Below are 25,314 nucleotides of genomic sequence, written 5' to 3'. Positions count from 1 at the left end.
TCGTTAACGAAAGCTCTCATGCCCGGGGCCCGGCGGCAATCGCAGCCTTAACGAAAGGTTAACGCTGTGCGTAAGGCGGAGAGCGGATGCGCCGGTGGAACGCCGCACCCGCGCCGCACGCGGGAACGCGGCGAGGGCGCCCGAGGCGCGGCAGGGCCGTCGTCCGGTCACGGCGAAGGCGCGCCGGTCGGGGCGCGCCTTGCATCGGTCACCGAGAGAGGCCCGTCGCCCGGGCGATCAGGCCGGCCCGGCGGTCACTTCCCGCCGGCGCCCCCCTGCGGAGCCACGCGCGAGGGCTGGTTCGCATTGCCGGCGGCGGCGGAGTCGTTGGAGATCGTGTCGGCCGGCTGGCCGGTCGGGGAGTAGGTCACGGCCCCCTCGGAGCCGACCGCCCCGGATTGACGCGTGAGAACACCGGGTCCGCCGGGCGCGTCGACGGTTCCGGGACCGGCCGTGCCGGGGGCGCCGGGGGTCACGACGGCGGGCGACTGGGCCTGGGCGGCGCCGGCGATGAGGACGGAGGACGCGAGGGCGAGAGCACGGAAGCGCATGAAAACCTCTTGGTTGCTGTGCAGGGAGAACGCTTGCGCGCAATGAAAGTTCGCCGCCCCGCGATGGTCCCTCCCGGTCCTCGCCCGCGGCGAGCGCCGTGCGCGGAGCGCTCAGCCGGTGCGGACGTCGTGGACCTGATCGAAGTCGAGGGCCGCGGTGTCGATCACGACCTGTGTGCGGCTGATGACTTCGAGCTTGCGCAGGATCTCGGAGACGTGGGCCTTGACGGTCGAATCGCCCACCTGAAGTTCGTGGGCGATCTGCTTGTTGAGCTTGCCCTGGCGGATCATCATCATGACCCGGAGCTGCTGCGGCGTCAGCCGGGCGATGCGCTCGGGCAGCGGCAACTTCCCCGATGGGCGCGCGCGCGGGAAGGCCGGCTCACCGAGCCCGGCCGGGATCGCGAGCGCGCCCGCGAGCACGTCGGCGATGGCCCGCGTCAGCGCGGCCCGGTCGACCGCCTTGGGCACGAAGCCGGCCGCACCGTGATGCAGGACCTCGCGCATGATCCGCGGGTCGTCGTGGCCCGAGACGACCAGGATCGGCACGCGGGGGAAGCGGTTGCGGATCGTGACGAGGCCGTCGAGGCCGGCGACGCCCTGCAGCGACAGGTCGAGCAGCGTCAGGTCGATGCCGGGATGGGCGGCGAGCAGGGCGCAGGCGGAACCGATCCCGTCGGCTTGGCGCAGGACGGCGTCCGGGTAGGCCGGGCCGACCGCGCCGGCGAGCGCGTCGCGGAACAGCGGATGGTCGTCGACGATCAGGAACTGCATGCCGTTCTCGGTCGCCCGGAGGCCGGGATCGCGGCCGATGGCGCCCGCATCCGGCATCGCCGAGCCATCCCCATGGACACGGGATCGGCGCGATCGTCCAGTGGGATCGCCCGGTCCGCGCTTGAAGCAACCCGTCGCACGGGCAGGCAGCCCTCGTCCTTGCGAGAACCGCCGCCGGGATGGCCGCGGGGGTGCCCCCGAGCGCCGCGGCGTCAGCCGTTCGGCTTGGCCGCATCCTTGGCGGGCTTCCCATCCGCCTCGCCCGGCTCCGCGTCCGAGCCGTCGGTGGTGCAGGAGACCGCCTGGACGGCGGCGTTGGCGACCGCGCGCTGGCTCGGCAGGCCGGCGATGACGCGGACCACGACGAAGCCCTGCGTGTCGGGGGCGACGATGCGCACGTCGCGGCTCGGCTCGCTGTCGTCGTCGCCGGCCAGCGCCGCGTCGTACTGGGCGCGCGTGAGCACCACGAGGTCGAGGGCGCCGCGCACGGCGGCCTGGTCGGTCACGGCGTAGAAGGCGCCCCTCCGGCCGTGGACGGCCAGCGACAGCATCATCGGGCCGGTGCGGGCCGAGACGCGCATCGGCCCGTCGTCGAGGTCGTAGGCGCAGACGCCGACCGCCACCGCCGGGTCGGGGATCGGCAGCCACGCCTCGGCCGGGGCCGGGTCGCCGGCGGTGGACAGGGTGTAGATCTGCTGCGGGTGGTCGAGGCTCTCGCTGGAGCGCGCGCGGCTGAGCGCGTCCGTCTCCGACAGGGCGGGAATGGCGAGCACCGTCACGACGTGGACGAGGCCCGCGAGCGTCAGCCCGCAGGCGGTGGCGTAGGCCAGGCGCAGGTTCACGAGGCGCATCCGAGCCGGGTGACCGCGGGCACCGCGTCGCGGTCCAGCGTCCCGGCGCTCGCCGCCACCGGCGTGTCGTAGAGCCGCAGCGCCAGCCGGATCGGTCCCGCGGCGCGCGGGCTCGGCAGCCAGTTACCGGCCTCGACCTCGGGGCTGAGGAGGATCGCGAAGCGCCCGTCGTCCGCGCGAAGGATCTCGGTGGCGGTGAAGCCCTCGCGCACGCCCGCGCGCTCCGGCCCCGGGGCGCCGCGGCCGGCCACCGTCAGCGTCCAGGCGCGGGCCGGCGGCGTCACCCCCGCGATCCGGTAGCGGCAGGTGGCGTCCAGCGCCCGGCCGGCATCGTCGACGGACGCCGTCAGCAGCAGGCCCTCGCCGACGGCGAGCGGCACCTCGCCCCGGCGGGCGTTGACGGCGCGGGTGTAGGGATCGGCCGCGGTCGAGCCGGCCCGCGGCCACGCGGTCCAGGCGCCGACCGTGACCCCGCCGAAGGGGTAGCCGCCCCGGGTCGCCCAGTCGGCGCTGGCGAGCCCGAGGACGGCGCCGAGCGCCAGCGCGTAGAGGGCGAGGCCGGCGCGCGACGCCCGCGCTCCGAGGCGGCGGAGCAGGCCGCGGGAGGTCGCCGCGGCGGACGCGGCCGCCGTGCGCGCGCCCTCCGCGGCCGCGGCCCGCGTCCGCCCGAGCCCTGCGGCCGCGTCGGGTGCCGTCCGCACGTCCGGGCTCACCGGGTCTCGAAGCGCCCGCCGACGGAGCGGGCGCCCTCGGCGACGTCGCGGGTCCCGAGGCCTGCGGCGGGCTTCACGCCGGGTTCGCCGCCCGATGCGGGCTTGCTCTCGGCCGGCTTGCTCACGGCGGGCCTGACCTCGCCCGCCCGCGCGTCCGGCTTGGCGGCCGCGACGGCGCGGAACAGCCCGTTGAGGCCGCCGATCACCTCGAAGGAGCGGCGCGAGAGCTTGCCGTAGGCGGTTGCGGCCGGGTCGGTCGGCGCGACGGCCGCCTGGGCCGCGGGGCCGGTCGGCGCCTTGAGGCCGGGCAGGGGCTTCAGTTCGATGCCCTGGTGGGCGATCTCCAGCACGTCGTGCCACGTGGAGGCCGGCAGCGAGCCGCCGGTCATCTTGTTGGTCGAGGTGTGGTCGTCGTTGCCGTACCAGACCGCGGCGACGTAGTTGCCGGTGTAGCCCACGAACCACGCGTCGCGGTAGGCGTTGGTGGTGCCGGACTTGCCCGCGACCTTCATGCCCTCCAACTGCGCGCGGCGGCCGGTGCCCTCCTCGACCACCTTGTTGAGCATGTAGTTCATGTCGGCGACGACCTGGGTCGAGAGGATCTGCTCCGGCCGCTCGTCGGCATGCCGGTAGATCGTCTCGCCGGACGAGTTCTTCACCTCCATCGCCGCGTAGGGCTTGGCCTTGCGCCCGCCGTTGGCGAACACCGCGTAGCCGGCCGCCTGGTCCATCACCGTCACCTCGGCCGAGCCGATCGGCAGCGACACCGAGTCGACGAGCGGCGTGGTGATCCCCATCCGGTGGGCGGTGTCGATGATTCTGGCGCGGCCCGCCTTCGCGGCCTGGAAGTCGCCCTTGATGCCCATTGCCTTGCCGAGGGCGATCGAGACCTTGATCGGGATGGTGTTGATGGATTTTGCCACCGCGAGCCACATCGGCTGGCGCCCGGAATAGGAGCGGCCGTAGTTCTGCGGGCACCAGTTGCCGAGGCAGACGGGGGAATCGACCACCACCGTGTCCGGCCGGAACTCGCCCGAGGCCAGCGCCGCGGCGTAGACGTAGGGCTTGAACGAGGAGCCGGGCTGGCGCAGCGCGTCGGTGGCGCGGTTGAACTGGCTCTCGCCGTAATCGGCGCCGCCGACCATGGCGCGCAGCGCCCCGTCCGGATCGAGGATCACCATCGCCGCCTCGTCGACGTCGTAGGCCTCGCCGGACTTGCGCAGGGTGTCGGCCACCACCTGGTCGGCCCGCTTCTGGATGCCGATGTCGAGGGGCGTCTTCACGGTCAGCACCCGGTCGCTCTTCAGCTTGCCCGAGTCGGCCATCGCCTTGATCTCGGCGAACGCCCAGTCGAGGTAGTAGTCGGCGGTGATGTCGCGGGTGCGTGTCACGGGCGTCGCGGGGTTGCGCAGCGCCGTCTGGATCTGTCCCTCGGTGACGAAGCCGGCCTCGACCATGTTGTGCAGCACGTCGACGGCCCGCCCGCGCGCCGCCGGCAGGTTGACGTGGGGGGCGTACTTCGTCGGCGCCTTGAACAGGCCGGCCAGCATCGCGGCCTCGGCGAGGCTGATGTCCTTCAACGGCTTGCCGAAGTAGTAGTCGGCCGCCGCCACCGCGCCGAAGGTGCCGCCGCCCATGTAGGCCCGGTCGAGGTAGAGCTTCAGGATCTCGTTCTTCGTCAGGTGGCTCTCGAGCCAGAGCGCCAGGAACGCCTCGTTGACCTTGCGCTCCAGGGACCGTTCGTTCGTCAGGAACAGGTTCTTGGCGAGCTGCTGGGTGATCGAGGAGCCGCCCTGGGTGTTGCCGCCGCCGCGCGAGTTCGAGACCACGGCGCGCATCGTGCCGATCGGGTCGATGCCCCAGTGCTCGTAGAAGCGCCGGTCCTCGGTGGAGACCAGCGCCTTGATCATGATGTCGGGAAACTCGTCGAGCTTGAGCGAGTCGTCGTGCTTGATGCCGCGCCGTCCGACCTCGGCGCCGTAGCGGTCGAGGAACGTGACGGCCAGATCCTGCTGCTTCAGCCAGTTCTCGCTGGTCAGGTTGAAGGCGGGCTGGGCCAGCGCCAGCATCAGGATCGCAGCCCCGGTGCCCAGCGTCACGCCCTCGCTCGCGAGGTCGAGGACGACGCGCTTCCAGCCGCGGACCGAGAACGCCTTCATGCGCTCCTGGAAGCGCCCGTAGGCCTCGCCGCCGGAGCGGCCGCCGTCGTACAGGCTCGCGTTGACCCAGGCGTCGAAGGCGAGCGACGCGTGCCTGAGGCGGGTGAGGATCGCGGTGGCGTTCGGCAGGCGCACGACTGGAATCCGTCTCACGGGCCCCGGGGTTCTCGTCCGGCGCGTCGCCGTCGCGGCGGTCGAGCCCCGCGGCCGGGCTTCCATAGCAAGCCGCACGCCCGTCCGCGAGGCTTATCCGTCGCGGCGGATGCGACGCTCCCGGCGCCGAGAGCGCGCGACGGTGGCCTGACGGCCGGCCCGTCCGTCGACGGCCCTCTGTCAACCGTGATGCGCGAATGGGGCGCGGCCGTGACGAGGGCTGGTCGTACCTCGGTTCAAGATTTCATCCTGAACAGCGTCCCGCCAGCGACGAGGCTGGCTCCTGACACTTCGCGCGCGGACTCTAATGTCGAGGGCTGCCGAGCGCTGCCTTAAAGTCTTCCTTCGGACGCACCCTGATACGGATGGGCTCTCTGCCGAGGCGTGTGGCGCCTTGGACACGGCAGCGCCGCGAACGGGATATCCGGCAATCACGCTTTGACGCGCGGCCGGGATCGGGCTACAGCTTGTGACAGGACTTGAAGCAAGAACCGTGCCGGTAGCGCGAAGGCGCTGGCGGGCGGCCTGTTCACCGAAGAGGACCGGGGCGACGCGATGAGTCTGCTGCAACGGCTGGAAATGCGCCAGGGCCAAGCCCTGGTGATGACACCGCAGCTCCTGCAAGCGATCAAGCTCCTGCAACTCTCCCAACTCGATCTCGCAGCCTACGTCGACGCCGAGCTGGAGCGCAACCCGCTCCTGGAGCGGGTCGAGGCGGAGCCGGCGGACGGTCCGGTGGCCGACGGCGCGGACGCGGCCGGCGCGGCCTTCGACGGGGCGGAGCCCGAAGCGTGGTCGGCCCCCGAGGTCGATCCTGGCCGCGGCGAGATCGAGGGCGACTTCGACGCCCGCCTCGACAACGTCTATCCCGACGACGCGCCGAGCCAAGCCCGCGAGGCGGCCTCCGGCGACATGCTCTCGCTGACGCCTGCGCCCTACGGCAACACCGGCGGCAGCTTCGACTCGGAGGCCTCCGACTTCGAGGCGACGCTCACCGTCGAGACCAGCCTGCGCGAGCATCTCGGCGCCCAGCTCGATCTGGCCACCCGCGACGCCACCGACCGGCTGATCGGCGGCTTCCTGATCGATGCGGTCGACGAGGCCGGCTACCTGCGCGAGACGATCGAGGCCGTCTCCGAGCGCCTGGGGGCCGGGCTCGATCGGGTCGCGGGGGTGCTGAGGCTGGTGCAGAGCTTTGATCCGCCGGGCATCGCCGCCCGGGATCTCGCCGAGTGCCTCGGCCTCCAGCTCCGCGAGAAGGACCGGTTCGACCCGGCGATGCAGGCGCTGGTCTCGCGCCTCGACCTCGTGGCCAAGCGCGACTTCGCCGCGTTGCGACGCCTCTGCGGCGTGGACGACGAGGACCTCGTCGAGATGCTCGCCGAGATCCGCCGCCTCGATCCGAAGCCCGGCCGCGCCTACGGGGCCGGGGCCGTCGAGGTGCTGATCCCCGACGTGTTCGTGCGCGCGGCCCCCGACGGCTCCTGGCTGGTGGAGCTCAACGGCGAGGCGCTGCCCCGCGTCCTGGTCAACCAGAGCTACTACGCCCGCGTCGTGCGCGGCGCGTCGGCGGACGGCGACAAGGCCTTCCTGTCCGAGGCGCTCCAGACCGCGAACTGGCTGACCCGCAGCCTGGAGCAGCGGGCGCGCACCATCCTCAAGGTCGCCACCGAGATCGTGCGCCAGCAGGACGGGTTCTTCGTCCACGGGGTCACGCACCTGCGCCCGCTGAACCTCAAGACCGTGGCCGAGGCGATCGGCATGCACGAATCCACCGTCTCGCGGGTGACCTCGAACAAGGCGATCGGCACGAGCCGCGGCACGCTCGAGATGAAGTACTTCTTCACGGCAGCGATTCCGGGGGCTGCCGGCACCGCCTCTCATTCCTCGGAGGCCGTGCGCCACCGCATCAGGCAGCTCGTCGACGGCGAGACCTCGGACGACGTGCTCTCCGACGACGCCCTGGTGCAGCGCCTGCGCAACGAGGGCGTCGACATCGCCCGCCGCACGGTCGCCAAGTACCGCGAGTCCCTGCGGATTCCCTCCTCGATCGAGCGCAGGCGGGAGCGCTACGCGCAAGGGGGCATGCAGCCCGGCGCCGTGATGGCGCGCTAGCATTTTCCGGCGCGGCGGCCGCCGGCCCGCACGGGCGCGGGCGATCCGGCTACCGCGATCCCTGCGATCGCGGTAGGGTTTCGCATGCCGACCGAAGCGGGTTTCGAGACGCAGTGCGACGCCTCCTGAAATTTCTCCACACGATGGGGGCCATCGGGCTCATGGGCGCGATGGCGTCCCTGCTCGTCCTGTTGAGCTTGGCGCCTCCGCCGACCTCGCTGGCCGGCTATGCCGTGATCCGCGGCGCGATGGGCGCCATCGCCACGTGGATTTTCTTCCCGTCGCTCGGGCTGACGCTGATCGCCGGCCTGTTGGCGATCGGTCTGAACCGCGGCTACCACAACGCCGGCTGGGCCTGGGCGAAGGCTGCCACCGGCATCCTGATCTTCGAGAGCGGCTTCGTCGGCGTTCTGGGTCCGATGCAGCAGGAGGCCGACCAGAGCGCCCGTGCGCTGGCGGGTCAGGTCGACCCCGCGACGCTCGCCGGATCGCTCGGGCCTGAGCGGAACACGCTGTGGGTGCTGCTCGCGGTCGCGACGGCCAACGTCGTGCTCGGCATCTGGCGGCCGCGCCTCACCCGGCTTCCCGCCTAGGATGGCGCCCGACGAAGCGGGTGCCGGTTTGCCGTGGGAAAGCGTGCTGCGGCGAAAAGCGGGAGCCGCTTCGTGGTCCGACCGGATCAGGAACGTCTCTCGCCGTCACATCCCGCCATCCGGCGAACGAGCGTTGACTTCGCGCGCCCCGGCTCCTTAACTGCCCGGTCATACGGCAGCAAACCGGAGGATGCATGGGGTCATTGCGCGTCACGGGCCACGGCCTGGACCTCGGCGACGCCCTGCGGGGCCGCGTCGACGAGCGGATGGCGGCGACGCTGGCGAAGTACCTCGACGCGCACATGAACGACAGCAGTTCCGGCCACGTCACCCTGCGCCGGGACGGCACTGCCTACCGCACCGACTGCGTGCTGCACCTCGTCTCGGGCCTGACCATCGAGGCCTCCGCGACCGCGCACGACCCCCGCGCCAGCTTCGAGCAGACCGCCGACCGGCTCGACACGCGCCTGCGCCGCTACAGGCACCGGCTCAAGGCGCACGCCGCGGGGGCCGGCGACGGCACCGCGATCGAGGCGGCCTACGCGGTGTTCGCCGCCCCCGAGGACGATGCGGACGAGGACGAGCCCGACGACGGGACGGCCCATCCGCCGGTCGTGGCCGAGAGCACCAGGACCCTCAAGCGCCACTCGGTGAGCGAGGCCGTGACCGCCCTCGACCTCACCGGCGCCCCGGTGATCGTGTTCGTCCACGCTGGCACCGGGCGCATCAACGTCGTATACCGGCGCAGCGACGGCGCGATCGGCTGGGTCGATCCGCCCGGCGCCGCAGCGTGAGCGCCCGGCGGAGCCGGAACCGGCACGTCGGACCGTTGATTGATCGTGCGGTGGCCGCGCCGGGCTGACGAGCCGGCAGCCTCCTTTCTCACGGGTGGGACCCTTCGGCTCCCACCGGACGAGGCAAGCGTTCCTCCATGCCCGTGCTGGACTTCCTCGATCCGGATTCGGTCGTGCCGTCGCTGCGCGCCCGCGCCAAGAAGCAGGTCCTGCAGGACCTCGGCGCCCAGGCCGCGCGCCGCCTGCCGGCACTGGACGCGCGGGAGGTCTACGAGACCCTGCTCCAGCGCGAGCGCCTCGGCTCCACCGGCATCGGCGACGGCGTCGCGATCCCGCACGGCAAGCTGCCGGGCCTCGACCGGCTGTTCGGCCTCGCCGTCCGCCTCGACCGCCCGGTGGACTTCGAAGCCCTCGACGGCCGGCCGGTGGATTTCGCCTTCCTGCTCCTGGCCCCGGAGGGGGCGGGCGCCGACCACCTCAAGGCGCTGGCCCAGGTCGCGCGCGTCCTGCGCGAGCCCGGCATCCTCGACCGCATCCGCGCCGCCCGCGACGGGCACGCCCTCTACGCGCTGCTCACTCACACCTCGACCTCCCAGGCGGCATGAGCCTGGGCCGCAGGATGGCGCGACGCGCGCGCCTCGCCGTGGCGGCGGGGTTCCTCGTCGGGCTGGGCCCGTCCGCCGCGCCCGCGCAGCAGGGCGCGGCGGACGGGACCTGCGCCCGCGACCTCCTCGTCGCCCAGTCGATGCAGCGGCAGGCCCTCGACCAGCTCGAGCAGGCCGACGGCGGCGACGCCGAGGCCTGCCGCATCTGGCGCCGCCACGTCGACACCATGCGCCGGGTCGCGAGCGTCTACGGCCGCTGCCTCTCGGGCTCGGAGCGCGGCGCCCGCCTCGGCCAGGTGCAGGATTCGGAGAAGGAGTTCGCGGCGGCGATCAGGGCGCGCTGCCGCGGGTCGTAGGCGGCGAGCACTTCAGGGGCCGAGCGCGGACCGACAGATCCACGCGAAGACGGCCTCGCACGCCCCTTCTCTCCCCCCTTTAGCGGGGGCGGGTGGGCTTCGCGTCAGCGAAGGTCGGGAGAGGGGAGCGACGGTGCCGGAAAGGTCGCGTCGCCCGTCGCATCCTTCACCGTCGCGCTGCCCCTCTCCCGACCCCCTCACGGGGGCCACCCTCCCCCGCAGAAGGGGGAGGGAGCGAGCCATGCCTCTGTCCCCGCGCGCTCACTCCACCCGGCCCACCAGCGGCTCGGCCACCATCTTCACCGGCTTGCCGCGGCCGATCAGGACCGCGACGCGGGAGCGCTCGGGATCGGCCTCGAAGCGGGTGCGGACCCAGGAGGCCAGGAACTTCACGTATTCCGCGGCGAGCAGCCGGGCCGCGGCGGGGCTGGACCACCAGCTTCCCGCATCGAAGCCCTCGGCGATCACGGGGTGGGGCAGGATGCGGTCGGCGCCCCGCAGCGCGTGGTCGAGCTCGATCAGGGTGCGCGGCATGTGGTAGTTCGAGGTCACCACCGCGACGGTGCTGAAGCGGTGCTGGCGCATCCAGCGCCGGGTCTCGATGGCGTTGCCGATGGTGTTGCGCGCCCGGTAGTCGAGATCGACGCAACAGGCGATCCAGTGGGCCTGCGTCGGGTTGAGCCGGGCGATCTCGTCCCGGCTGGTGCGCGCGTTGACCCCGGTGATGAGCAGGCGCCGGCCGTAGCCGTTGCTGAGCAGGTCGATCGCGTCGCCGATCCGCTGGGCGCCGCCGGTGAGCGCCACGATGCCGTCGGCGCGCCCCTGCGGAACCCGCTCGCTGCGCTCCAGGCCCGCGACGAAGGCGAGGAAGCCCGCCGCCAGCGCCAGCGCAGCGAGGCCGCCCGCGCCGAGGACGGCGCGCGTCGCCGGGCCGAGGGGCCGCGCCTCCGGCTTCGGCTCCGCCCGCGGGCAGGAGGCCGGCTCGTCCTGCCAGACCCAGCCGAAGGCGCCGGCACGGGGCCGGACAGGTCGCGGATCAGGAGCGCGCGGCATACGCGGTGTCATCCTCCGGGAGCATAGCGCCGAATGCGGCGCCGCAGAGGCACATTGCGGGCGCAAGACCTTTCCCGCTGGTTAACGCGCGGCCAAGGGCTTCCGATCACGAGGATTTTCGGGCCGTCCGCCGCAGTCTGCCGCCCCGATCAGGCCAGGAAGCGGCGCACCGTCAGCCGGGAGATCACGGCGGTGACCACCGAGGCGATGACGCCGATCGCGAGCACGCTGGCGTAGCCCCGCCAGCCGACGTGGAAGGCGCCGAACAGCGCCTCGACCTCCTCGCCCGCCGGCCCCGAGCGCCACGTGCGGACGGCGAGGCCGGCGAGCGCGAAGGCGGCCAGCGCCGCGCCCGAGCCGATGATCCCGCCGCGGAGCCCCAGGCCGAAGAAGCGCCGCTGGAAGGCGCGGGCGATGAAGTCGTCGTCGGCGCCGACGAAGTGCAGCACCTCGACCACCTCGCGGTTGCCGGCCATCGCCCCGCGGGTGGCGAAGGCCACCGCGAGCCCCGTGGCGACCAGCACGAGCGCGACGATGCCGACGCCGATACCCACAAAAGTGTTGGCCGCGGTCGAGAGCCGCTGGAGCCAGAGCGCGTGGTCGTCGAGGCTCGCGATGCCCGGCATCGCCTCGGCGAGGCCGCTGCGCAGGTGCTTGAGATCCGCCGGCCGGTCCCCGAGTTTCAGGGTGATGAGGCGGGGCACCGGCAGGTCGGAGAGGTCGAGGCCGCTGCCGAGCCAGGGTTCGAGCAGGCGCTCGGCCTCCGCCTTGGAGAACACCCGCGTCGCCGCGATCCCCGGCTCCGCCTTCGCGATCGCGTCGGCCCGGGCGATGTCGGCGTCGAGGTCGCGGCCGGGCCCTGGGCGGACCTGGATCGTCACCTCCTGCGCCACCGCGCCCTGCCACTGGCCGGCGCTCGACGCGACGATCTCGGCGGCGCCCGCGCACAGGCCCGCCAGGAACGTGAGGATGGCGATGACGGCGGCGAGCGACCGGCTGGCTGCGGAATCGGTCGGCACCAAGGGCGCGTTGCGCCGGAGCGTCGGGGGCAGGGCCGGCTCCGGGGCCTTGGTCCTGTCGCGGGTCGCGTCCATCACTCCTCGATCCGCAGGCGGCCCTGCCCCAGCACCATCCGGCGCGCGGCCACCGCCTCCATGATGCTGACGTCGTGGGTGGCGATGATCACCGAGGTGCCGAGCTTGTTCAGTTCGAGGAACAGCCGCAGCAGGCGCCGCCCGAGGCTCGGGTCGACGTTGCCGGTGGGCTCGTCGGCCAGCAGCAGGTCCGGCCGGGCGATGAGCGCGCGGGCGATCGCGGCGCGCTGCTTCTCGCCGCCCGAGAGCAGCGGGGGCAGCACGTGCATGCGCTCGCCCAAGCCCACCCAGCGCAGCAGCTCGACGACCTCGGCCCGGTAGCTCGCCTCGGCCCGACCCTGGACGCGAAGCGGCAGCGCCACGTTCTCGTAGGTGGTGAGGTGGTCGAGCAGCCGGAAATCCTGGAACACCACGCCCATGCGGCGGCGCAGGCCGGTGAGCGATGCGCTCGATATGCCGCTGACCTCGTTGCCGAACACCGAGACCAGCCCCCGCGTCGGGCGCACCGAGAGCAGGATCAGGCGCAGCAGCGTGGTCTTGCCGGCCCCCGACGGCCCGGTGAGGAACTGGAACGAGTGCGGCTGGATGCGGAAGCTGACGTCGGAGAGCACCTCCGGCCCGAGGCCGTAGCGCATGCCGACGTTCTCGAACTGGACCACCGGCCCCTCCGCGCCGGAGAGCAGGCTCCTCGTCGTCACCTGTTCGCGCACACGCCCCGATCGCCTCCCTGTCCGTCCGGCCGCTGCGATGACGGCCCCCGGCGGCGTTTTCAAGTCCGGCCTCGGCAGTTTCACGCGAGCTTAACCCTAACCCGCGATGGTCGCTCAAGGGTTTTGCCGGCCGGTTCGTCCGGCGTCCCGCAGCGCGCGAGTGCGTCCGTATGCTGATCGTCTGCCCGACCTGCGCCAGCGAGTACCGGATCGAGACCGGCCGGGTCGGGATGGAGGGCCGCTCGGTCCGCTGCGCTGCCTGCCGCGAGACGTGGTTCATCGCCCCCGCCGAGGTGCTCGCCGCGCTCGAGGCCGAGATGGAGGCGGCGCGCGAGCCGGAGACCGCCGCGGACGCGGTCTCGGACGCCGCCTGGGCGGAGGCCGCGGCCGCCGTGCGCGGCGCCGCGGCGGAACCGGTCATCGACAACGTCCCCGTCCCTCCGCGCCGGGCGAATGCGCGCAGGCCGAAGCCGGGCTACAAGCCCCTGCGCCAGGGCCGCGGGATCGCCGGGCTGTCGCCGGCGCTCGCCGCCGGCCTCGTGGCGCTGGCAGCCCTCCCGCTCGCGTGCCTCGCCCGCGTGCCGGTGGTGCAGGCGCTGCCGCAGGCCGCGGGCGTCTTCGCCCGCATCGGCCTGCCGGTGAACCTGCGCGGCCTGGAGATCCGCGACGTGGTGGCGTTCCGCAATCCCGCCGACGGCGACCGGCCGGCCGAGCTCGTGGTTGAGGGCGACCTCGTGGGCGTCGCCCGCGACGCCGCCGTGCCGCCGATCGCGGTGGAGATGCGCGACGCCGCCGGGCGGACGGTCAAGACCTACGCCATCGCCCCGCCGCGCCGCGCCCTCACGCAGGGCGAGACCGCCCGGTTCAGCGCCCGCTTCCCCGAGCCGCCCGCGTCGGGCCGCACCCTGGACCTGCGCTTCGCGGACGCGGCCACCGATGCCGCCGCAACGGCCAAGCGCGCGGAGGCCGCCGGGCACTGACGGATTTTCCGCAGGACCGCCGTGGCCGTGCCCGGCCGAAATGGGTTATGAACGGGCATGACCAGCCCCTCCCGACGCGTCCGCGTCCTGTTCGACGAAGCCAGCATCGCCCGGCGCAACGCGGAGCTGGCGCAGGACATCCTGGCCGCGCACCCCGAGAACCTCCTCGTGGTGGCGGTGCTCAAGGGCAGCTTCATGTTCGCGGCCGACCTGCTGCGGGCGCTGCACCGGGTCGGGCTCGCGCCGCAGGTGGAGTTCGTGCACCTGTCGAGCTACCGCACCGGCACGGTCTCCTCGGGCCAGGTCGAGATTCTTCGCGATGTGCAGAGTGAAGTCAGGGGCCGCGACGTGCTGCTCGTCGACGACATCCTCGAATCGGGCCGCACCGTCGTGTTCGCCAAGGACCTGCTCGCGGCCCGCGGGGCCAAGCGAGTGCTGACCGCCGTCCTCCTGGAGAAGCCGGGCAAGCGCGCGGTGCGGATCGATGCCGACTTCGTCGGCTTCACCTGCCCCGACGCGTTCGTCGTCGGCTACGGCATGGACGCCGCCCACGCCTTCCGCCAACTGCCCTTCGTCGGCGTGGTGGATTACGACAGCCCCGACCCCGACCTGTTCGGCGGCGCCTGATCCGGTCCCGGCTCGGCCGTGGCATTTGCGCGCGGAGGTGACCGGATGATGATTTCCATCACAAAGTTTATTGACAGGCCGCGCCGACTTTAGACGATCTCCAGGATGAGCGGGACCGGCCCGCCGGATGCATGGGACGCACACGGGCGACATGGCGCGCATCCTCCTGGTGGATGACGAGGAAACGGTTCGCGGCTTCCTCAAGCGGGGGCTGGAGATCGACGGCCACGCCGTGGTCACGGCGATCGACGGCAGCGACGGGCTCGACCGGCTCAACGAATCCGACGGCGGCTTCGACCTGATGCTCACCGACATCCGGATGCCGCTGATGGACGGCATCGCGCTGGCGCTCGCGGCCAAGCGCGACTTCCCCGACCTGACGATCCTGCTGATGACGGGCTTCGCCGACCAGCGCGAGCGCGCCCGCGGCCTCGACGCCATCGTCACCGACGTGCTGACCAAGCCCTTCTCCCTCGCCGACCTCCGCGCCACCGTGAGCCGGGCGCTCGCCGCCTGAGGCGGGCCGTGGGGTGAGCGGATCGGAACGCGGATCGGCGATCCAAGGTCCGAGGTTTCTCCGGTGAGGCGCGGGTCCCCACACCCTCAGCGGGAGAGAGCGAGGGATGAGAACCGCTCCGGATACGCCCCCCCTCATCCGAACCCTCTCCCAGGGGGAGAGGGGGGGCCCGGGCGGCACGTCCCGCGATCCATCGCGCACCGTCCTGGCAAGGGACATGACTCCTCACGCGCGCGAAGGGTGCGATCCTTCCGAAGAGACATGATACGGCTTCCGGCTGATCGGTTCGGCTGCGTGCGCTCCCTCCCCCCTCTGCGGGGGAGGGTGGCCCTCGCGTGAGCGAGGGTCGGGAGAGGGGAGCGACCTCTCAGGCACTGTCGCTCCCCTCACCCGACTTAGCTCGCAGGCCACCCTCTCCCGCAGAGGGGAGAGGGAAGAGCGCGCGGATGATGCGATGCCCCGGAGCCGATCAACCGGAGATCGTGTGATCCCTCACCCAACCCTCTCCCGCCAAGGGTGTGGGGGCCTCGATGCGCCTGCCTCAGCCGCCGAGCCCCGCCGGCGCCCGCAGGTGCCAGTCCGTGGCGCCCTGGAACGCCTGCCCGATGCGGAGCGCCGTCGCCTCGTCGTAGCCGCGGCAGGCGATCTGCAGCGAGAGCGGCAGGCCGGCCGGCGAAAACCCGTTCGGCAGCGCCAGCCCGCAGAGGTCGAGCAGGTTGCCGAACCGGGTGAAGCGGGAGGGCAGGTGCGCCTCGTCCACCGCGTTCAGGGGCACGGCGGCGGTCTCGGTGGTCGGCGTCAGCAGCGCGTCGATGCCCGCCCAGGCCTCGGTGAGCTGGTGCTTCATCGCGTCGCGCCGGCGCAGGGTGCCAAGGTACTCCTGCGCCGAGACGGTCCGCCCGGCCAGAATCCGGCCGCGGACCGCGTCGCCGAGCGGCGCGGCGGGGTCCTCGGCGAGCGGCCCGTTGACGAAGTAGGCCTCGGCGTTGGTGATCGTGCTCATCGCGACGAACTCCGAGAACCGGAACGGCAGGGCGAGGTCGACGATCTCGGCGCCGAGGTCGGAGAGCACGTCGAGGGACGCGTCGTAGGCCGCGAGCATCTCCGATGAACAGCCGGCGCGCTCGGCCTCGGGCATGCGCGCGAGCCGCAGGCCGCGCACGCCCCGGTTCAGCGTCGGGAACGGGTCGGCGGGCAGGATGCCCCGCGTCGTCGGGTCGAGGGGGTCCGGCCCGGAGATCGCGGCGTAGAGGAGCGCCGCGTCCGCGACGCCGCGGGCAAGCGGGCCGGGCGTGTCGAGGGTCGCCGAGAGCGGCACGATCCCGTGGGTCGAGACGCGGCCGACCGTGACCTTCAGCCCCGTGAGCCCGCAGAAGGCGGCGGGCAGGCGCACCGAGCCGCCGGTGTCGGTGCCGAGGCCCCACGGCGCCATCCGGGCCGCCACCGCGACGCCGGTGCCGCTGCTCGACCCGCCGGGCGTGCGCGCCACGTCGAGGTCCCACGGGTTCCACGGCGTGCCGAGGTGCGGGTTGGTGCCCCAGCCGCCGTAGGCGAACTCCACCGTGTGGGTCTTGGCCAACACGATCATCCCCTGCGCGATCAGGCGCCGGGCGATCGTGGCGGTGCGCGTCGCGCGGCGCGCCCGGTGGGCCGCCGAGCCGCCCATGGTGATGCGGCCCTCCAGATCGATCAGGTCCTTGAGCACCACCGGCACCCCGTGCAGGGGGCCGACCGCGTGGCCGGAGCGGATCGCCCGGTCCGCCCCTTCCGCGGCAAGCCGCGCGTCGGCGGCAAACACCTCGGTGAAGGCCTGGAGCTTCGGTTCGCAGGCGGAAATCCGGGCCAGCAGCGCCTCGACCGCCTCCACCGGCGAGAGTGCTTTGCCGGCAATCTTCTCCGCGAGCGCGCTGGCCGAGAGCAGCGCCGGATCGTCCGTCGTGTCCGTCATCGTGGACGCCTACTGCATGCTGACGCGGGTGAGGTCGACGAACCAGGATTGGGGCGAGACGAAGCCCTTCACCCGCGGGCTCATCCCGCGCGGGTTGAGGTCGTGGACCACGTAGAGCCACGGCGGATCGTCGACGAGGCGCTCGTGGGCGCTCCTCGTCGCCTGCGCGATCGTCGCGGGGTCGGTGGATTCGGCGAGCGTCTTGAGGGCGGCGTCGAAGCGCGCGTCCCGCCAGTTCGGGAAGTTGAAGCCGTTCGGCGGGAAGCGGTCGGCCGCGAAGTAGCGCACCATCACGCTGGCGTCGGAGGAGGGCGACGACACGTTGAGCGCGTTCGAGCCCTGGAGGCTCGGCGCGTCCGGCAGGGCGCGGGCCGAAGTGAGCAGGATCTGCCACTCGACGACGTTGAACGACACCTCCACGTCGCAGGCCTGCTTGAGGTTGTCCTGGAGGAACTCGTTCATCGGCATCGGCGACATCTGCCCCGAGCCCGAGGCCGAGATCATCACCTTCAGCGCGAGCGGCCTCGCAGCCGAATAGCCGGCCTCGGCCAAGAGCGCCTTGCCGCGCTTCGGGTCGAAGCCGTAGCGGTTCGCAGGTTGGCCGAAATCCGGGTTGTCGGCGTTGAGCCAGCCGGTGGCCGGCTCGGCGGCGCCGTTGAGGAAGCCGACGATCGCGTCGCGGTCGATGCAGTAGTTCAGGGCTTGGCGCACGCGCACGTCCTTCAGCGGGCTGCCCGTGGCGCCGATGTTGTACATCCACGGCCAGACGTGCGGGTAGGTGCCGGTGGTGACGGTGAACCCGGCCTGCTTCAGGGACGGGATGGCGTCGGGGGCCGGCACCTCGATCCAGTCGACCTGGCCGGCCCGCAGCGCCGCGATCCGGGCGTTGGCCTCCGGGATCGGCATCATCCGGATCTTGTCGACCTTCGCCATCCGGGCCTCGTCCCAGTAGGCGTCGTTCTTGGCGAGATCGACGGATTCGCGCGGACTCACCCTCGTGATCTTGAACGGACCGGTGCCGGCAGCCGGCACCGCGGGCACCTTGGCCCAGTCGCGGCCGGCCTTCTCGAAGGACGCGGGGGCGGTGAACAGCAGGTAGACCGCCATGTAGGGGAAGTAGGCGGCGTCCTGCGTCGTGGTGAGCGCCACGGTGCGCGCGTCGATCTTCCTGTAGCTGCCGAGGATCGGCACCCGGGCGCGGGTGATGCCGGCGCCCTGCGCCTCGAATTGCGGGCTGTCGCTCTTGAAGTAGCGGTCGAGGTTCCAGATCACCGCGTCGGCATCGAACGGCGTGCCGTCGTGGAAGGCGACGCCGTCGCGCAGGTGGAAGATCCAGACTCGCTTGTCGCCCGCGTCCTGCTCCCAGCGCGTCGCCAGCCCCGGCACGATCGCGGCGGGCCGGTCGGTGCGGGTGAGGTCCCAGGAGACCAGCCCCTCGAAGATCGGGTAGCCGAGGAAGCGCATGCCCTCGAAGCCGTTGTTGGGCATGCCGGTGGCGGTGGGCACGTCGGTCGCGGTCATCGCGATGCGCAGGCTGCTCTCGGCCGCGGCGGGCGCGGCCGCGAGCGCGGCGGTGACGGTCAGGGCAGCCAGGGTGCGGCCGGACATCGCTTGGTCCTTCGTGGGATGGGAGCATCCGCACCGGCAAATCCCGCGCCAAGGCGACGCCCCGCGGCGCGCGGCGCGCACGGCATCGGCGTTGCGAGGAGGCCTTGCGCGGCCGGGTGCGGCGGCGCCACGATGCGGGTGCCGGCCGAGCGGCCCAGGCGCACGTCGAGGGACGAGAAGCGTGACCACAGCGATGAACGGCGCCGAGAGCCTGGTCCGCACCCTGGTCGCCGGGGGCGTGGAGGTGTGCTTCACCAATCCGGGCACCTCGGAGATGCACTTCGTGGCCGCGCTCGACCGGGTCGAGGGCATGGCCTGCGTGCTGTTCCTGTTCGAGGGCGGGGCGACGGGGGCCGCCGACGGCTACGCGCGCATGGCCGACAAGCCGGCCTCGACGCTGCTCCACCTCGGCCCCGGCCTCGCCAACGGCTTGGCCAACCTCCACAACGCGCGCCGCGCCCGCTCTCCCATCGTCAACATCGTCGGCGAGCACGCCACCTATCACCGCACCTACGACGCGCCGCTGACCTCCGACATCGCGGGCTTCGCGCGGCCGGTCTCGGCGTGGCTCCGCATGGGCACGACGGCAGAGGCGATCGCCGCCGACGGCGCCGACGCGATCGCGGCCGCCCGCACCGCACCGGGGCGGATCGCAACCCTGATCCTGCCCGCCGACACGGCGTGGAACCTCGGCACCGGGATCGCGCCGGTGCCGCCGGTCCCCGGGCGCGCGCGGGCCGGCGACGCGGCCCTGGCGCAGGCGGTGGCGGCGCTGGCCTCCGGCGAGCCGGTGCTGCTGCACCTGAGCGACCGGGCGGTGCGGAACGAGGGCCGGCGGATCGCGGCGCGCATTGCGGGCAAGACCGGCGCGCGGCTGCTGGCGATGACCGCCAACGCCCGGATCGACCGCGGGGCCGGCACGGTGCCGATCGAGCGCCTGCCCTACCCGATCGATGCCGCGATCGAGACGCTGGCCCCCTATCGCCACATCATCCTCGTCGGCGCGACCCGACCGGTCGGGTTCTTCGCCTATCCGGGCAAGCCGAGCCTGCTCAGCCCCCCGGACAGCGAAACGATCGTGCTGGCGACGCCCGAGGAGGACCAGATCGAGGCGCTGGAGCGCCTCGCCGAGGCCGTCGGCGCGCCCGCGGACGCAGGCTCCGCGGCCGGCCCGCGCCCGGCCCTGCCGACCGCGGGGCGGCTTTCCGACGACACCATCGGCCCGGTCCTCGGCGCTCTCATCCCGGAGGGTGCGATCGTCTGCGACGAGTCGCTCACCACCGGCCGCGGCTTCTTCGCGGCGACGCATGCCGCCGCGCCCCATAGCTGGCTCCAGCTCGGCGGCGGCGCCATCGGCCTCGGCATCCCGATGGCGACGGGGGCCGCCATCGCCTGCCCCGACCGCAAGGTGATCTCCCTCCAGGCCGACGGCAGCGCGCTCTACACGGCGCAGGCGCTCTGGACCCAGGCGCGGGAGCGCCTCGACGTGGTGACCCTGATCTGGTCCAACCGCGCCTACGCGATCCTGCGCCATGAACTCGCCAACGTCGGCGCGGCGAACCCCGGCCCGAAGGCGATGGGCATGCTGTCGCTCGACGATCCGCCGATCGACTGGGTCAGCCTCGCCAAGGGGTTCGGAGTCGAGGCCAAGCGGGTCGAGACCCTGGCAGAGTTCATCGACGTGTTCGGCAGCGCGCTGAAGCGGCGCGGGCCGTTCCTGATCGAGGTGGCGCTGTGAAGGGGTCGCTCCCGCCCGGCTCCCGGACCGGGCGCAGGTCCCGTCTCCCGGGGGGAGAAGGACAGGATGAGGGGCCTGGGCTTTCCGGATACGGCACGCCCCTCACCCCAGCCCTCTCCCCCTGGGAGAGGGGGCCGCGTCGCGATGTCGAGTGCCTCCGCAAGTCCTCGTTCAGTCGCAGGGCTGCACCGTGACGACACCATTCGAAACCTTCACCCTCCCCGGCCTCGAAGCCCCGGCCGAGATCCGCGTCGACCGCTGGGGCGTGCCGCATATCCGCGCCCAAAGCCCCGACGACGCGTTCCGCGTCCAGGGGTTCAACGCGGCCCGCGACCGGCTGTGGCAGCTCGACCTGTGGCGCAAGCGCGGTCTCGGGCGGCTCGCGGCCGATTTCGGGCCGGGCTACCTCGCACAGGACCGGGCGACGCGGCTGTTCCTCTACCGCGGCGACAGGGAGGCGGAGTGGGCCGCCTACGGCACACCGCGCACCCGCGCCGTCGTGGAGGCGTTCGTGTCCGGGCTGAACGGCTTCATCGCGCTCACCGTCGCGCGGCCCGACCTGCTGCCGCCGGAGTTTGCGGCGATGGGCACGCGGCCGGAGCCGTGGGCGCCCGAGGACGTGGTGCGCATCCGCAGCCACGCGCTCGTGCGCAACGTGCCCTCCGAGGTCGCCCGCGCCCGGGTGCTCGCCCGCGCCGACGTCGCGACCGACGCCCTGCGCAAGGGCCTGAGCCCGCCCCACGCGCCCGTCATCCCCGAGGGCGTGGACGCGAGCACCTTCCCCGACGACCTGCTCGACGTGCTCAGCCTCGCCACCGCCGCGGTCGGGTTCGACCCGGGCCGCCGCCATGCGACCCGCGACGCGGCCTGGGACTGGTCCCGGGTCGACGCGCGCGGCGCCGTGGTGCGGCGCGCTTCGGGTCCGCAGCCCGAGCCCGCGAGCGAGGGCTCGAACAACTGGGCGGTGGCGCCCGCCCGCACCGCGACGGGGCGGCCGATCCTGGCCAGCGACCCGCACCGGGTCGTCGCCCTGCCGTCCCTGCGCTACGTCGTCCACCTCACCGCGCCCGGCCTCGACGTGATCGGCGCGGGCGAGCCGGCGCTGCCGGGCATCGCCATCGGCCACAACGGCCGTGCGGCCTTCAGCCTGACCATCGCGCCGATCGACCAGGAGGACCTCTTCGTCCTCGACACCCACCCCGACGACCCGGACCTGTTCCGGTACGCGGACGGCTGGGAGCGGATCGAACGGGTCGCGGAATCGATCCCCGTCCGCGATGGTCCGGACGAGGCCGTCGTGCTCGGCTTCACCCGCCACGGCCCGGTGATCTGCGAGGATCACGCGCGGAACAAGGCCTACGCCGTGCGCACGGTGTGGTCCGAGCCCGGCACCGCCGCCTACCTCGCAAGCCTCGCCTACCTCGACGCGGCGACGCCCGAGGCGTTCGGCGCCGCGCTCCGTCATTGGTCGGCGCCCTCCGTCAACCAGGTCTACGCCGATGTGAACGGCCGGATCGCGTGGTTCGTAGCCGGCAAAGCGCCGGTCCGCCCGAACTGGGACGGGCTGCTGCCGGTGCCCGGAGACGGGCGCTATGCCTGGGCCGGCTTCCATGAGGCCGACGCACTTCCGCGGCAGATCGACCCATTAGCCGGCTATGTCTACAGCGCCAACGAGATGAACCTGCCCGACGGCTACCCGGCCGAGGCGCGAAAACTCGGGTTCGAGTGGCTGGAGCCGTGGCGGGCGCGGCGCATCCGGACCGTGCTGGCCCACCAGCCGCGGCACGCGCTGGCCGATTCGCAGGCGTTGCAGGGCGACGCCGTCTCCGAGCCGGCCCTGCGGCTCGCCCACCTCGCCGCGACCCTGGCGGCGCCCGAGGACGCCGAGGCGCGCGCGGCGATCGCGCTCCTCGAGACCTTCGACGGGCGCCTCGACGCGGACGGCGCGGCGGCCGCCCTCGTCGAGGTGTTCTGGGTCCACCACCTGCGCCCGGCGCTCTTCGCCGCGCTGGTGCCCGACGCCGCGACCCGTGTCCTGCTGCCGCCGGGCGACGTCGAGGGCCTGCTCGACCGGCTGGAGAGCCCGCGCGCGCCGCTGGACGCGCCCGCCCGCGACGCGCTCCTGACGACGACGCTCGCCGCCGCGTGGCGGGACTGCGCGGGCCGCCTCGGCCCCGATCCCGCGACCTGGGCCTGGGGCCGGCTGCACCACGCCCTGCTCGCGCACCCGCTCGCGCCGCTGGGCTTTGCCGGCCGCGATGTCGGCCCGCTGCCCAAGGGCGGCGCGGGGCCGTGCGTGATGCACGCCGAGTACGATCCCGAGACGTTCCGCGTCACCCACGGGGCCTCGTTCCGGATGGTGCTCGATGTGGGCGCCTGGGATGAGAGCGTGTTCATCAACGCGCCGGGCCAGTCGGGCCGCCCCGACAGCCCGCACTATGCCGATCTCGCGCCGACCTGGGCGGCGCGGGGATACTGCCCGCTGCTCTATTCCCGCGACGCGGTCGATGCGGCGACCGAGACGGTGATCGTCCTGATGCCCGGACCGGCTGGTGCGTGACTTGCTGCGCGACGGAGCCAGATCGAACGGCTTCTCAGCAAACGGAAAAATCCTTGAAGCTCTTCATCGCCGGCCTCGCCACCGAGACGAACACCTTCGCGCCCCTGCCGACCGGGCGCTCGGCCTTCCTGGCCGACTACGCCCGCCGCGACGGCAGCCGCAACCCGCCCACCTTGAGCAACATCGGGCTCAAGGCGTGGCGCGCGATGGCCGAGGCCGACGGGCACGCGGTGATCGAGAGCCTCTCGACCTTCGCCCAGCCCGGCGGCATCACCCTGCGCGCCGTCTACGAGGAGCTGCGCAACGCGCTGCTGGACGACCTCAAGGCGGCGCTGCCGGTCGATGCGGTGCTGCTGTTCATGCACGGCGCGATGGTGGCCGAGGGCACCGACGATTGCGAGGGCGACACCCTGGCGCGCGTGCGCGCGCTGGTCGGCCCGGAGACGACGGTCGGCGTTGAGCTCGACCTGCACTGCCACCTCACCGAGGCGATGCGCGCGAACGCCGACGTGATCGTGATCTACAAGGAGTACCCGCACACCGACATCGTCGCGCGCGCCCGCGACCTCTACCCGCTGGTGATCGGGACGGCGGCCGGGGCGATCCGCCCGGTGATGGCGATCCACGACTGCCGCATGGTCGACATGTGGCGCACCTCGCGCGCACCGGTCGCCGCCTTCGTCCGGCGGATGGAGGCGCTGGAGGGCCGCGACGGCATCCTCTCGGTCTCGTTTGCGCACGGATTCCCGTGGGGGGACGTGGCCGAGGTCGGCGCTCGGATGCTGGTCGTCACGGATGGCGATCCCGCGAAGGCGGCAGCCGTCGCGAAGGACCTGGCCGAAGCGGTCTGGGCGATGCGCGAGGAGGCGACGACGAAAGCCGATTCCATCGACGAGGGCATCGACGCCGCGCTCAGGTCCACCGACCCGCGCCCGATGGTGCTCGCCGACATCGCCGACAACGCGGGCGCCGGCGCACCTTCCGACAACACGGCGGTGCTGGCACGGCTTGCCGCCCGCGGGGTGCGCGACGCGGTCATCGGCCTGATCTGGGACCCGGGTGCCGTCGGCATCTGCCGCGAGGCCGGGATCGGCGCGCGCTTCAGTTTGCGCATCGGCGGCAAGTGCGGCGTCACCTCGGGCGATCCGGTCGATCTGCCCATCCTCGTGCGCGGGCTTAGCGAGGCGCACGACCAGTCGGGCCTCAGCGGCGGCCGGGCGCTGCTCGGCCCCAGCGCCTGGGTCGAGGCGGACGGGCTCCACGTCGTGCTGACGAGCCTGCGCCAGCAGCCCTTCGCACCGGACGCCTTCACCGGGCTCGGGCTGACGCTTTCCGACAAGCGCCTCGTGGTGGTGAAGTCGATGCAGCATTTTTACGCCGCCTTCGCGCCGATCGCGAGCGAAGTCCGCTACGTGTCGGCGCCGGGCGCGGTGCCGCCCGAGTACGGCGCGATCCCCTACACCAAGCGCGATCCGAATTTTTGGCCCCGAGTCGCCGATCCCTTCGCCGACCCGCTCGCGGAGACAGCCGCCCGATGACCGAACCGACCTTCAACGCGGCCGCGATGCTCGCCGGTCTCCAGCCCTGGATCGCATGCGAGAGCCCGACCCACGACGCGGACGCCGTGAACCGGATGATGGCGCTCGCCGCCCGCGACCTCGCCATCGCCGGCGCCGCGGTCGAGACCATCCCCGGCCGGATGGGGTTGGGCAATTGCGTGCGGGCGAAGTTTCCGCATCCGCGCCGGGACGAACCCGGCCTCCTGGTGCTGGGCCACCTCGACACGGTCCATCCCGTCGGCACGCTCGAAGCCCTGCCCTGGCGGGTCGAGGGCGAGCGCGCCTACGGCCCCGGCATCCTCGACATGAAGGCCGGGAACTTCCTGGCGCTCGCGGCCATCAAGGCGCTGATCGCGGCGGGCGCCGAGACGCCGCTGCCGGTGACGGTGCTGCTCACCAGCGACGAGGAGGTCGGCAGCCCCTCGACCCGCGACCTGATCGAGGCGGAGGCCGCGCGCCACCGCTATATCCTCGTCCCCGAGCCGGGCCTGCCCGACGGCGGCGTCGTCACCGGCCGTTACGCCATCGCCCGCTTCGATCTGTCGGCGACGGGCCGGCCGAGCCATGCCGGCTCGACGCTCTCCGAGGGGCGCTCCGCGATCCGCGCGATGGCGGAAAAAATCCTGGCGATCGAGGCGATGACGGACGCCGACTGCACCTTCAGCGTCGGCATCGTCGATGGGGGCCGGTGGGTGAACTGCGTCGCCACCACCTGCACGGGACAAGCGCTCAGCATGGCCAAGCGCCAGGGCGATCTCGACCGCGGCGTCGCCCGGATGCTGGCACTCTCGGGCGAGGCGGACGGCGTGACGTTTCACGTGAAACGCGGCGTCACGCGGCCCGTCTGGGAGCCGGACGCCGCGGCGATGGCCCTCTACGAGACGGCCCGCGGGCTCGCGGACGGCTTCGGCCACGCCCTGCCCCACCGCAGCGCCGGCGGCGGCTCGGACGGCAACTTCACCGGCGCGGCCGGCATCCCGACACTCGACGGGCTCGGCGCCCTGGGCCGCGGCTACCACACCCTCGGCGAGCATATTCTGGTCGCGTCGCTGCCGCAGCGGGCACGGCTGTTCGCCGGGCTGCTGATGCGGCTGCGTTGAGGCGGGGCCGGTCCGCCGGCCTGGACGCGGTTGGGCTCAAGGCCGACGCTTGGGCCTAGTGGGCCTGAGCAAAAGAGGCTGCTCGCGAATCTTCGCGGGGCGCGCGTCGTGGAGCCCAGCCGTTCGCGATCCGAACCCGCGCAGGCAAGCGCCGTC

General features: G+C 73.0%; 22 protein-coding genes. 12 read left to right on the top strand and 10 right to left on the bottom strand.

The window, feature by feature from the left end; translation table 11 throughout:
- Positions 1–254: 254 nt before the first annotated feature.
- The 5 genes from ACFE8Y_RS12525 to ACFE8Y_RS12505 all read right to left on the bottom strand — a co-directional run bounded on the left by ACFE8Y_RS12525 (position 255) and on the right by ACFE8Y_RS12505 (position 5,183).
- Entirely contained in the window at positions 255–551 is a 297-nt protein-coding gene (locus ACFE8Y_RS12525; RefSeq protein ID WP_375464711.1) for a hypothetical protein, read from the bottom strand.
- Between the two features lie 111 nt (positions 552–662).
- On the bottom strand, positions 663–1,382 hold the full coding sequence (locus ACFE8Y_RS12520) for a response regulator (protein WP_375464710.1): 720 nt from the start codon (positions 1,380–1,382) through the stop codon (positions 663–665).
- Positions 1,383–1,537: 155 nt separating this feature from the next.
- On the bottom strand, positions 1,538–2,176 hold the full coding sequence (locus tag ACFE8Y_RS12515) for a hypothetical protein (protein ID WP_375464709.1): 639 nt from the start codon (positions 2,174–2,176) through the stop codon (positions 1,538–1,540).
- A complete protein-coding gene (locus ACFE8Y_RS12510) occupies positions 2,164–2,889 on the bottom strand; it encodes a DUF1214 domain-containing protein (RefSeq protein WP_375464708.1) in 726 nt (241 codons plus the stop codon). Before ACFE8Y_RS12510 ends, ACFE8Y_RS12515 begins: the two co-directional genes overlap by 13 nt.
- On the bottom strand, positions 2,886–5,183 hold the full coding sequence (locus ACFE8Y_RS12505) for a transglycosylase domain-containing protein (RefSeq protein WP_375464713.1): 2,298 nt from the start codon (positions 5,181–5,183) through the stop codon (positions 2,886–2,888). Before ACFE8Y_RS12505 ends, ACFE8Y_RS12510 begins: the two co-directional genes overlap by 4 nt.
- Positions 5,184–5,756: 573 nt before the next feature.
- Here ACFE8Y_RS12505 and rpoN point away from each other — a divergent pair.
- From rpoN to ACFE8Y_RS12480, 5 genes are all read left to right on the top strand, one after another.
- Positions 5,757–7,316 (top strand): RNA polymerase factor sigma-54, encoded by a 1,560-nt coding sequence (gene rpoN / locus ACFE8Y_RS12500; RefSeq protein ID WP_375464707.1) that lies wholly within the window; start codon positions 5,757–5,759, stop codon positions 7,314–7,316.
- Between the two features lie 113 nt (positions 7,317–7,429).
- A complete protein-coding gene (locus ACFE8Y_RS12495) occupies positions 7,430–7,909 on the top strand; it encodes a hypothetical protein (RefSeq protein ID WP_375464706.1) in 480 nt (159 codons plus the stop codon).
- A gap of 194 nt (positions 7,910–8,103) precedes the next feature.
- Positions 8,104–8,703 (top strand): HPF/RaiA family ribosome-associated protein, encoded by a 600-nt coding sequence (locus tag ACFE8Y_RS12490; protein WP_375464705.1) that lies wholly within the window; start codon positions 8,104–8,106, stop codon positions 8,701–8,703.
- A 137-nt stretch (positions 8,704–8,840) separates the two neighbouring features.
- Entirely contained in the window at positions 8,841–9,308 is a 468-nt protein-coding gene (ptsN, locus tag ACFE8Y_RS12485) for a PTS IIA-like nitrogen regulatory protein PtsN (protein ID WP_375464704.1), read from the top strand.
- 14 nt (positions 9,309–9,322) lie between these two features.
- Positions 9,323–9,664 carry a hypothetical protein gene (locus tag ACFE8Y_RS12480; RefSeq protein ID WP_375464703.1) on the top strand — a complete coding sequence of 114 codons (342 nt, stop codon included), beginning with the start codon at positions 9,323–9,325 and terminating at the stop codon, positions 9,662–9,664.
- Positions 9,665–9,925: 261 nt separating this feature from the next.
- Here ACFE8Y_RS12480 and ACFE8Y_RS12475 read toward each other — a convergent pair whose 3' ends face one another.
- From ACFE8Y_RS12475 to ftsE, 3 genes are all read right to left on the bottom strand, one after another.
- Entirely contained in the window at positions 9,926–10,717 is a 792-nt protein-coding gene (locus tag ACFE8Y_RS12475) for a YdcF family protein (RefSeq protein WP_375464702.1), read from the bottom strand.
- Between the two features lie 149 nt (positions 10,718–10,866).
- The gene (locus ACFE8Y_RS12470; protein WP_375464701.1) at positions 10,867–11,811 is read right to left on the bottom strand and encodes a cell division protein FtsX; all 945 of its coding nucleotides are present in this window, start codon (positions 11,809–11,811) and stop codon (positions 10,867–10,869) included.
- The gene (ftsE, locus tag ACFE8Y_RS12465; protein ID WP_375464700.1) at positions 11,811–12,509 is read right to left on the bottom strand and encodes a cell division ATP-binding protein FtsE; all 699 of its coding nucleotides are present in this window, start codon (positions 12,507–12,509) and stop codon (positions 11,811–11,813) included. Before ftsE ends, ACFE8Y_RS12470 begins: the two co-directional genes overlap by 1 nt.
- A gap of 182 nt (positions 12,510–12,691) precedes the next feature.
- Between ftsE and ACFE8Y_RS12460 the strand changes: the two genes are divergently transcribed.
- From ACFE8Y_RS12460 to ACFE8Y_RS12450, 3 genes are all read left to right on the top strand, one after another.
- Positions 12,692–13,501 (top strand): zinc-ribbon domain-containing protein, encoded by an 810-nt coding sequence (locus ACFE8Y_RS12460; protein ID WP_375464699.1) that lies wholly within the window; start codon positions 12,692–12,694, stop codon positions 13,499–13,501.
- 57 nt (positions 13,502–13,558) lie between these two features.
- On the top strand, positions 13,559–14,128 hold the full coding sequence (gene hpt / locus ACFE8Y_RS12455; RefSeq protein ID WP_375464698.1) for a hypoxanthine phosphoribosyltransferase: 570 nt from the start codon (positions 13,559–13,561) through the stop codon (positions 14,126–14,128).
- 151 nt (positions 14,129–14,279) lie between these two features.
- Complete coding sequence (locus ACFE8Y_RS12450) at positions 14,280–14,645, top strand: response regulator (RefSeq protein WP_375464697.1); 366 nt, start codon at positions 14,280–14,282, stop codon at positions 14,643–14,645.
- Between the two features lie 541 nt (positions 14,646–15,186).
- On the opposite strand, the gene ACFE8Y_RS12445 is transcribed toward ACFE8Y_RS12450, so the two are convergent.
- On the bottom strand, positions 15,187–16,593 hold the full coding sequence (locus tag ACFE8Y_RS12445) for an amidase (protein ID WP_375464696.1): 1,407 nt from the start codon (positions 16,591–16,593) through the stop codon (positions 15,187–15,189).
- Between the two features lie 9 nt (positions 16,594–16,602).
- Entirely contained in the window at positions 16,603–18,201 is a 1,599-nt protein-coding gene (locus ACFE8Y_RS12440; protein WP_375464695.1) for an ABC transporter substrate-binding protein, read from the bottom strand.
- A gap of 193 nt (positions 18,202–18,394) precedes the next feature.
- On the opposite strand from ACFE8Y_RS12440, the gene ACFE8Y_RS12435 reads away from it, so the two are divergent.
- The 4 genes from ACFE8Y_RS12435 to ACFE8Y_RS12420 all read left to right on the top strand — a co-directional run bounded on the left by ACFE8Y_RS12435 (position 18,395) and on the right by ACFE8Y_RS12420 (position 25,158).
- On the top strand, positions 18,395–19,939 hold the full coding sequence (locus tag ACFE8Y_RS12435) for an acetolactate synthase large subunit (RefSeq protein WP_375464712.1): 1,545 nt from the start codon (positions 18,395–18,397) through the stop codon (positions 19,937–19,939).
- Positions 19,940–20,129: 190 nt separating this feature from the next.
- Complete coding sequence (locus ACFE8Y_RS12430; protein ID WP_375464694.1) at positions 20,130–22,499, top strand: penicillin acylase family protein; 2,370 nt, start codon at positions 20,130–20,132, stop codon at positions 22,497–22,499.
- A 53-nt stretch (positions 22,500–22,552) separates the two neighbouring features.
- Complete coding sequence (locus ACFE8Y_RS12425; protein WP_375464693.1) at positions 22,553–24,037, top strand: M81 family metallopeptidase; 1,485 nt, start codon at positions 22,553–22,555, stop codon at positions 24,035–24,037.
- Entirely contained in the window at positions 24,034–25,158 is a 1,125-nt protein-coding gene (locus ACFE8Y_RS12420; protein ID WP_375464692.1) for a M20/M25/M40 family metallo-hydrolase, read from the top strand. Before ACFE8Y_RS12425 ends, ACFE8Y_RS12420 begins: the two co-directional genes overlap by 4 nt.
- Positions 25,159–25,314 lie beyond the last annotated feature (156 nt).

The organism is uncultured Methylobacterium sp., from assembly GCF_964242245.1.
Lineage (GTDB): Bacteria > Pseudomonadota > Alphaproteobacteria > Rhizobiales > Beijerinckiaceae > Methylobacterium.
This window is presented reverse-complemented; position numbering and strand designations above follow the sequence as displayed.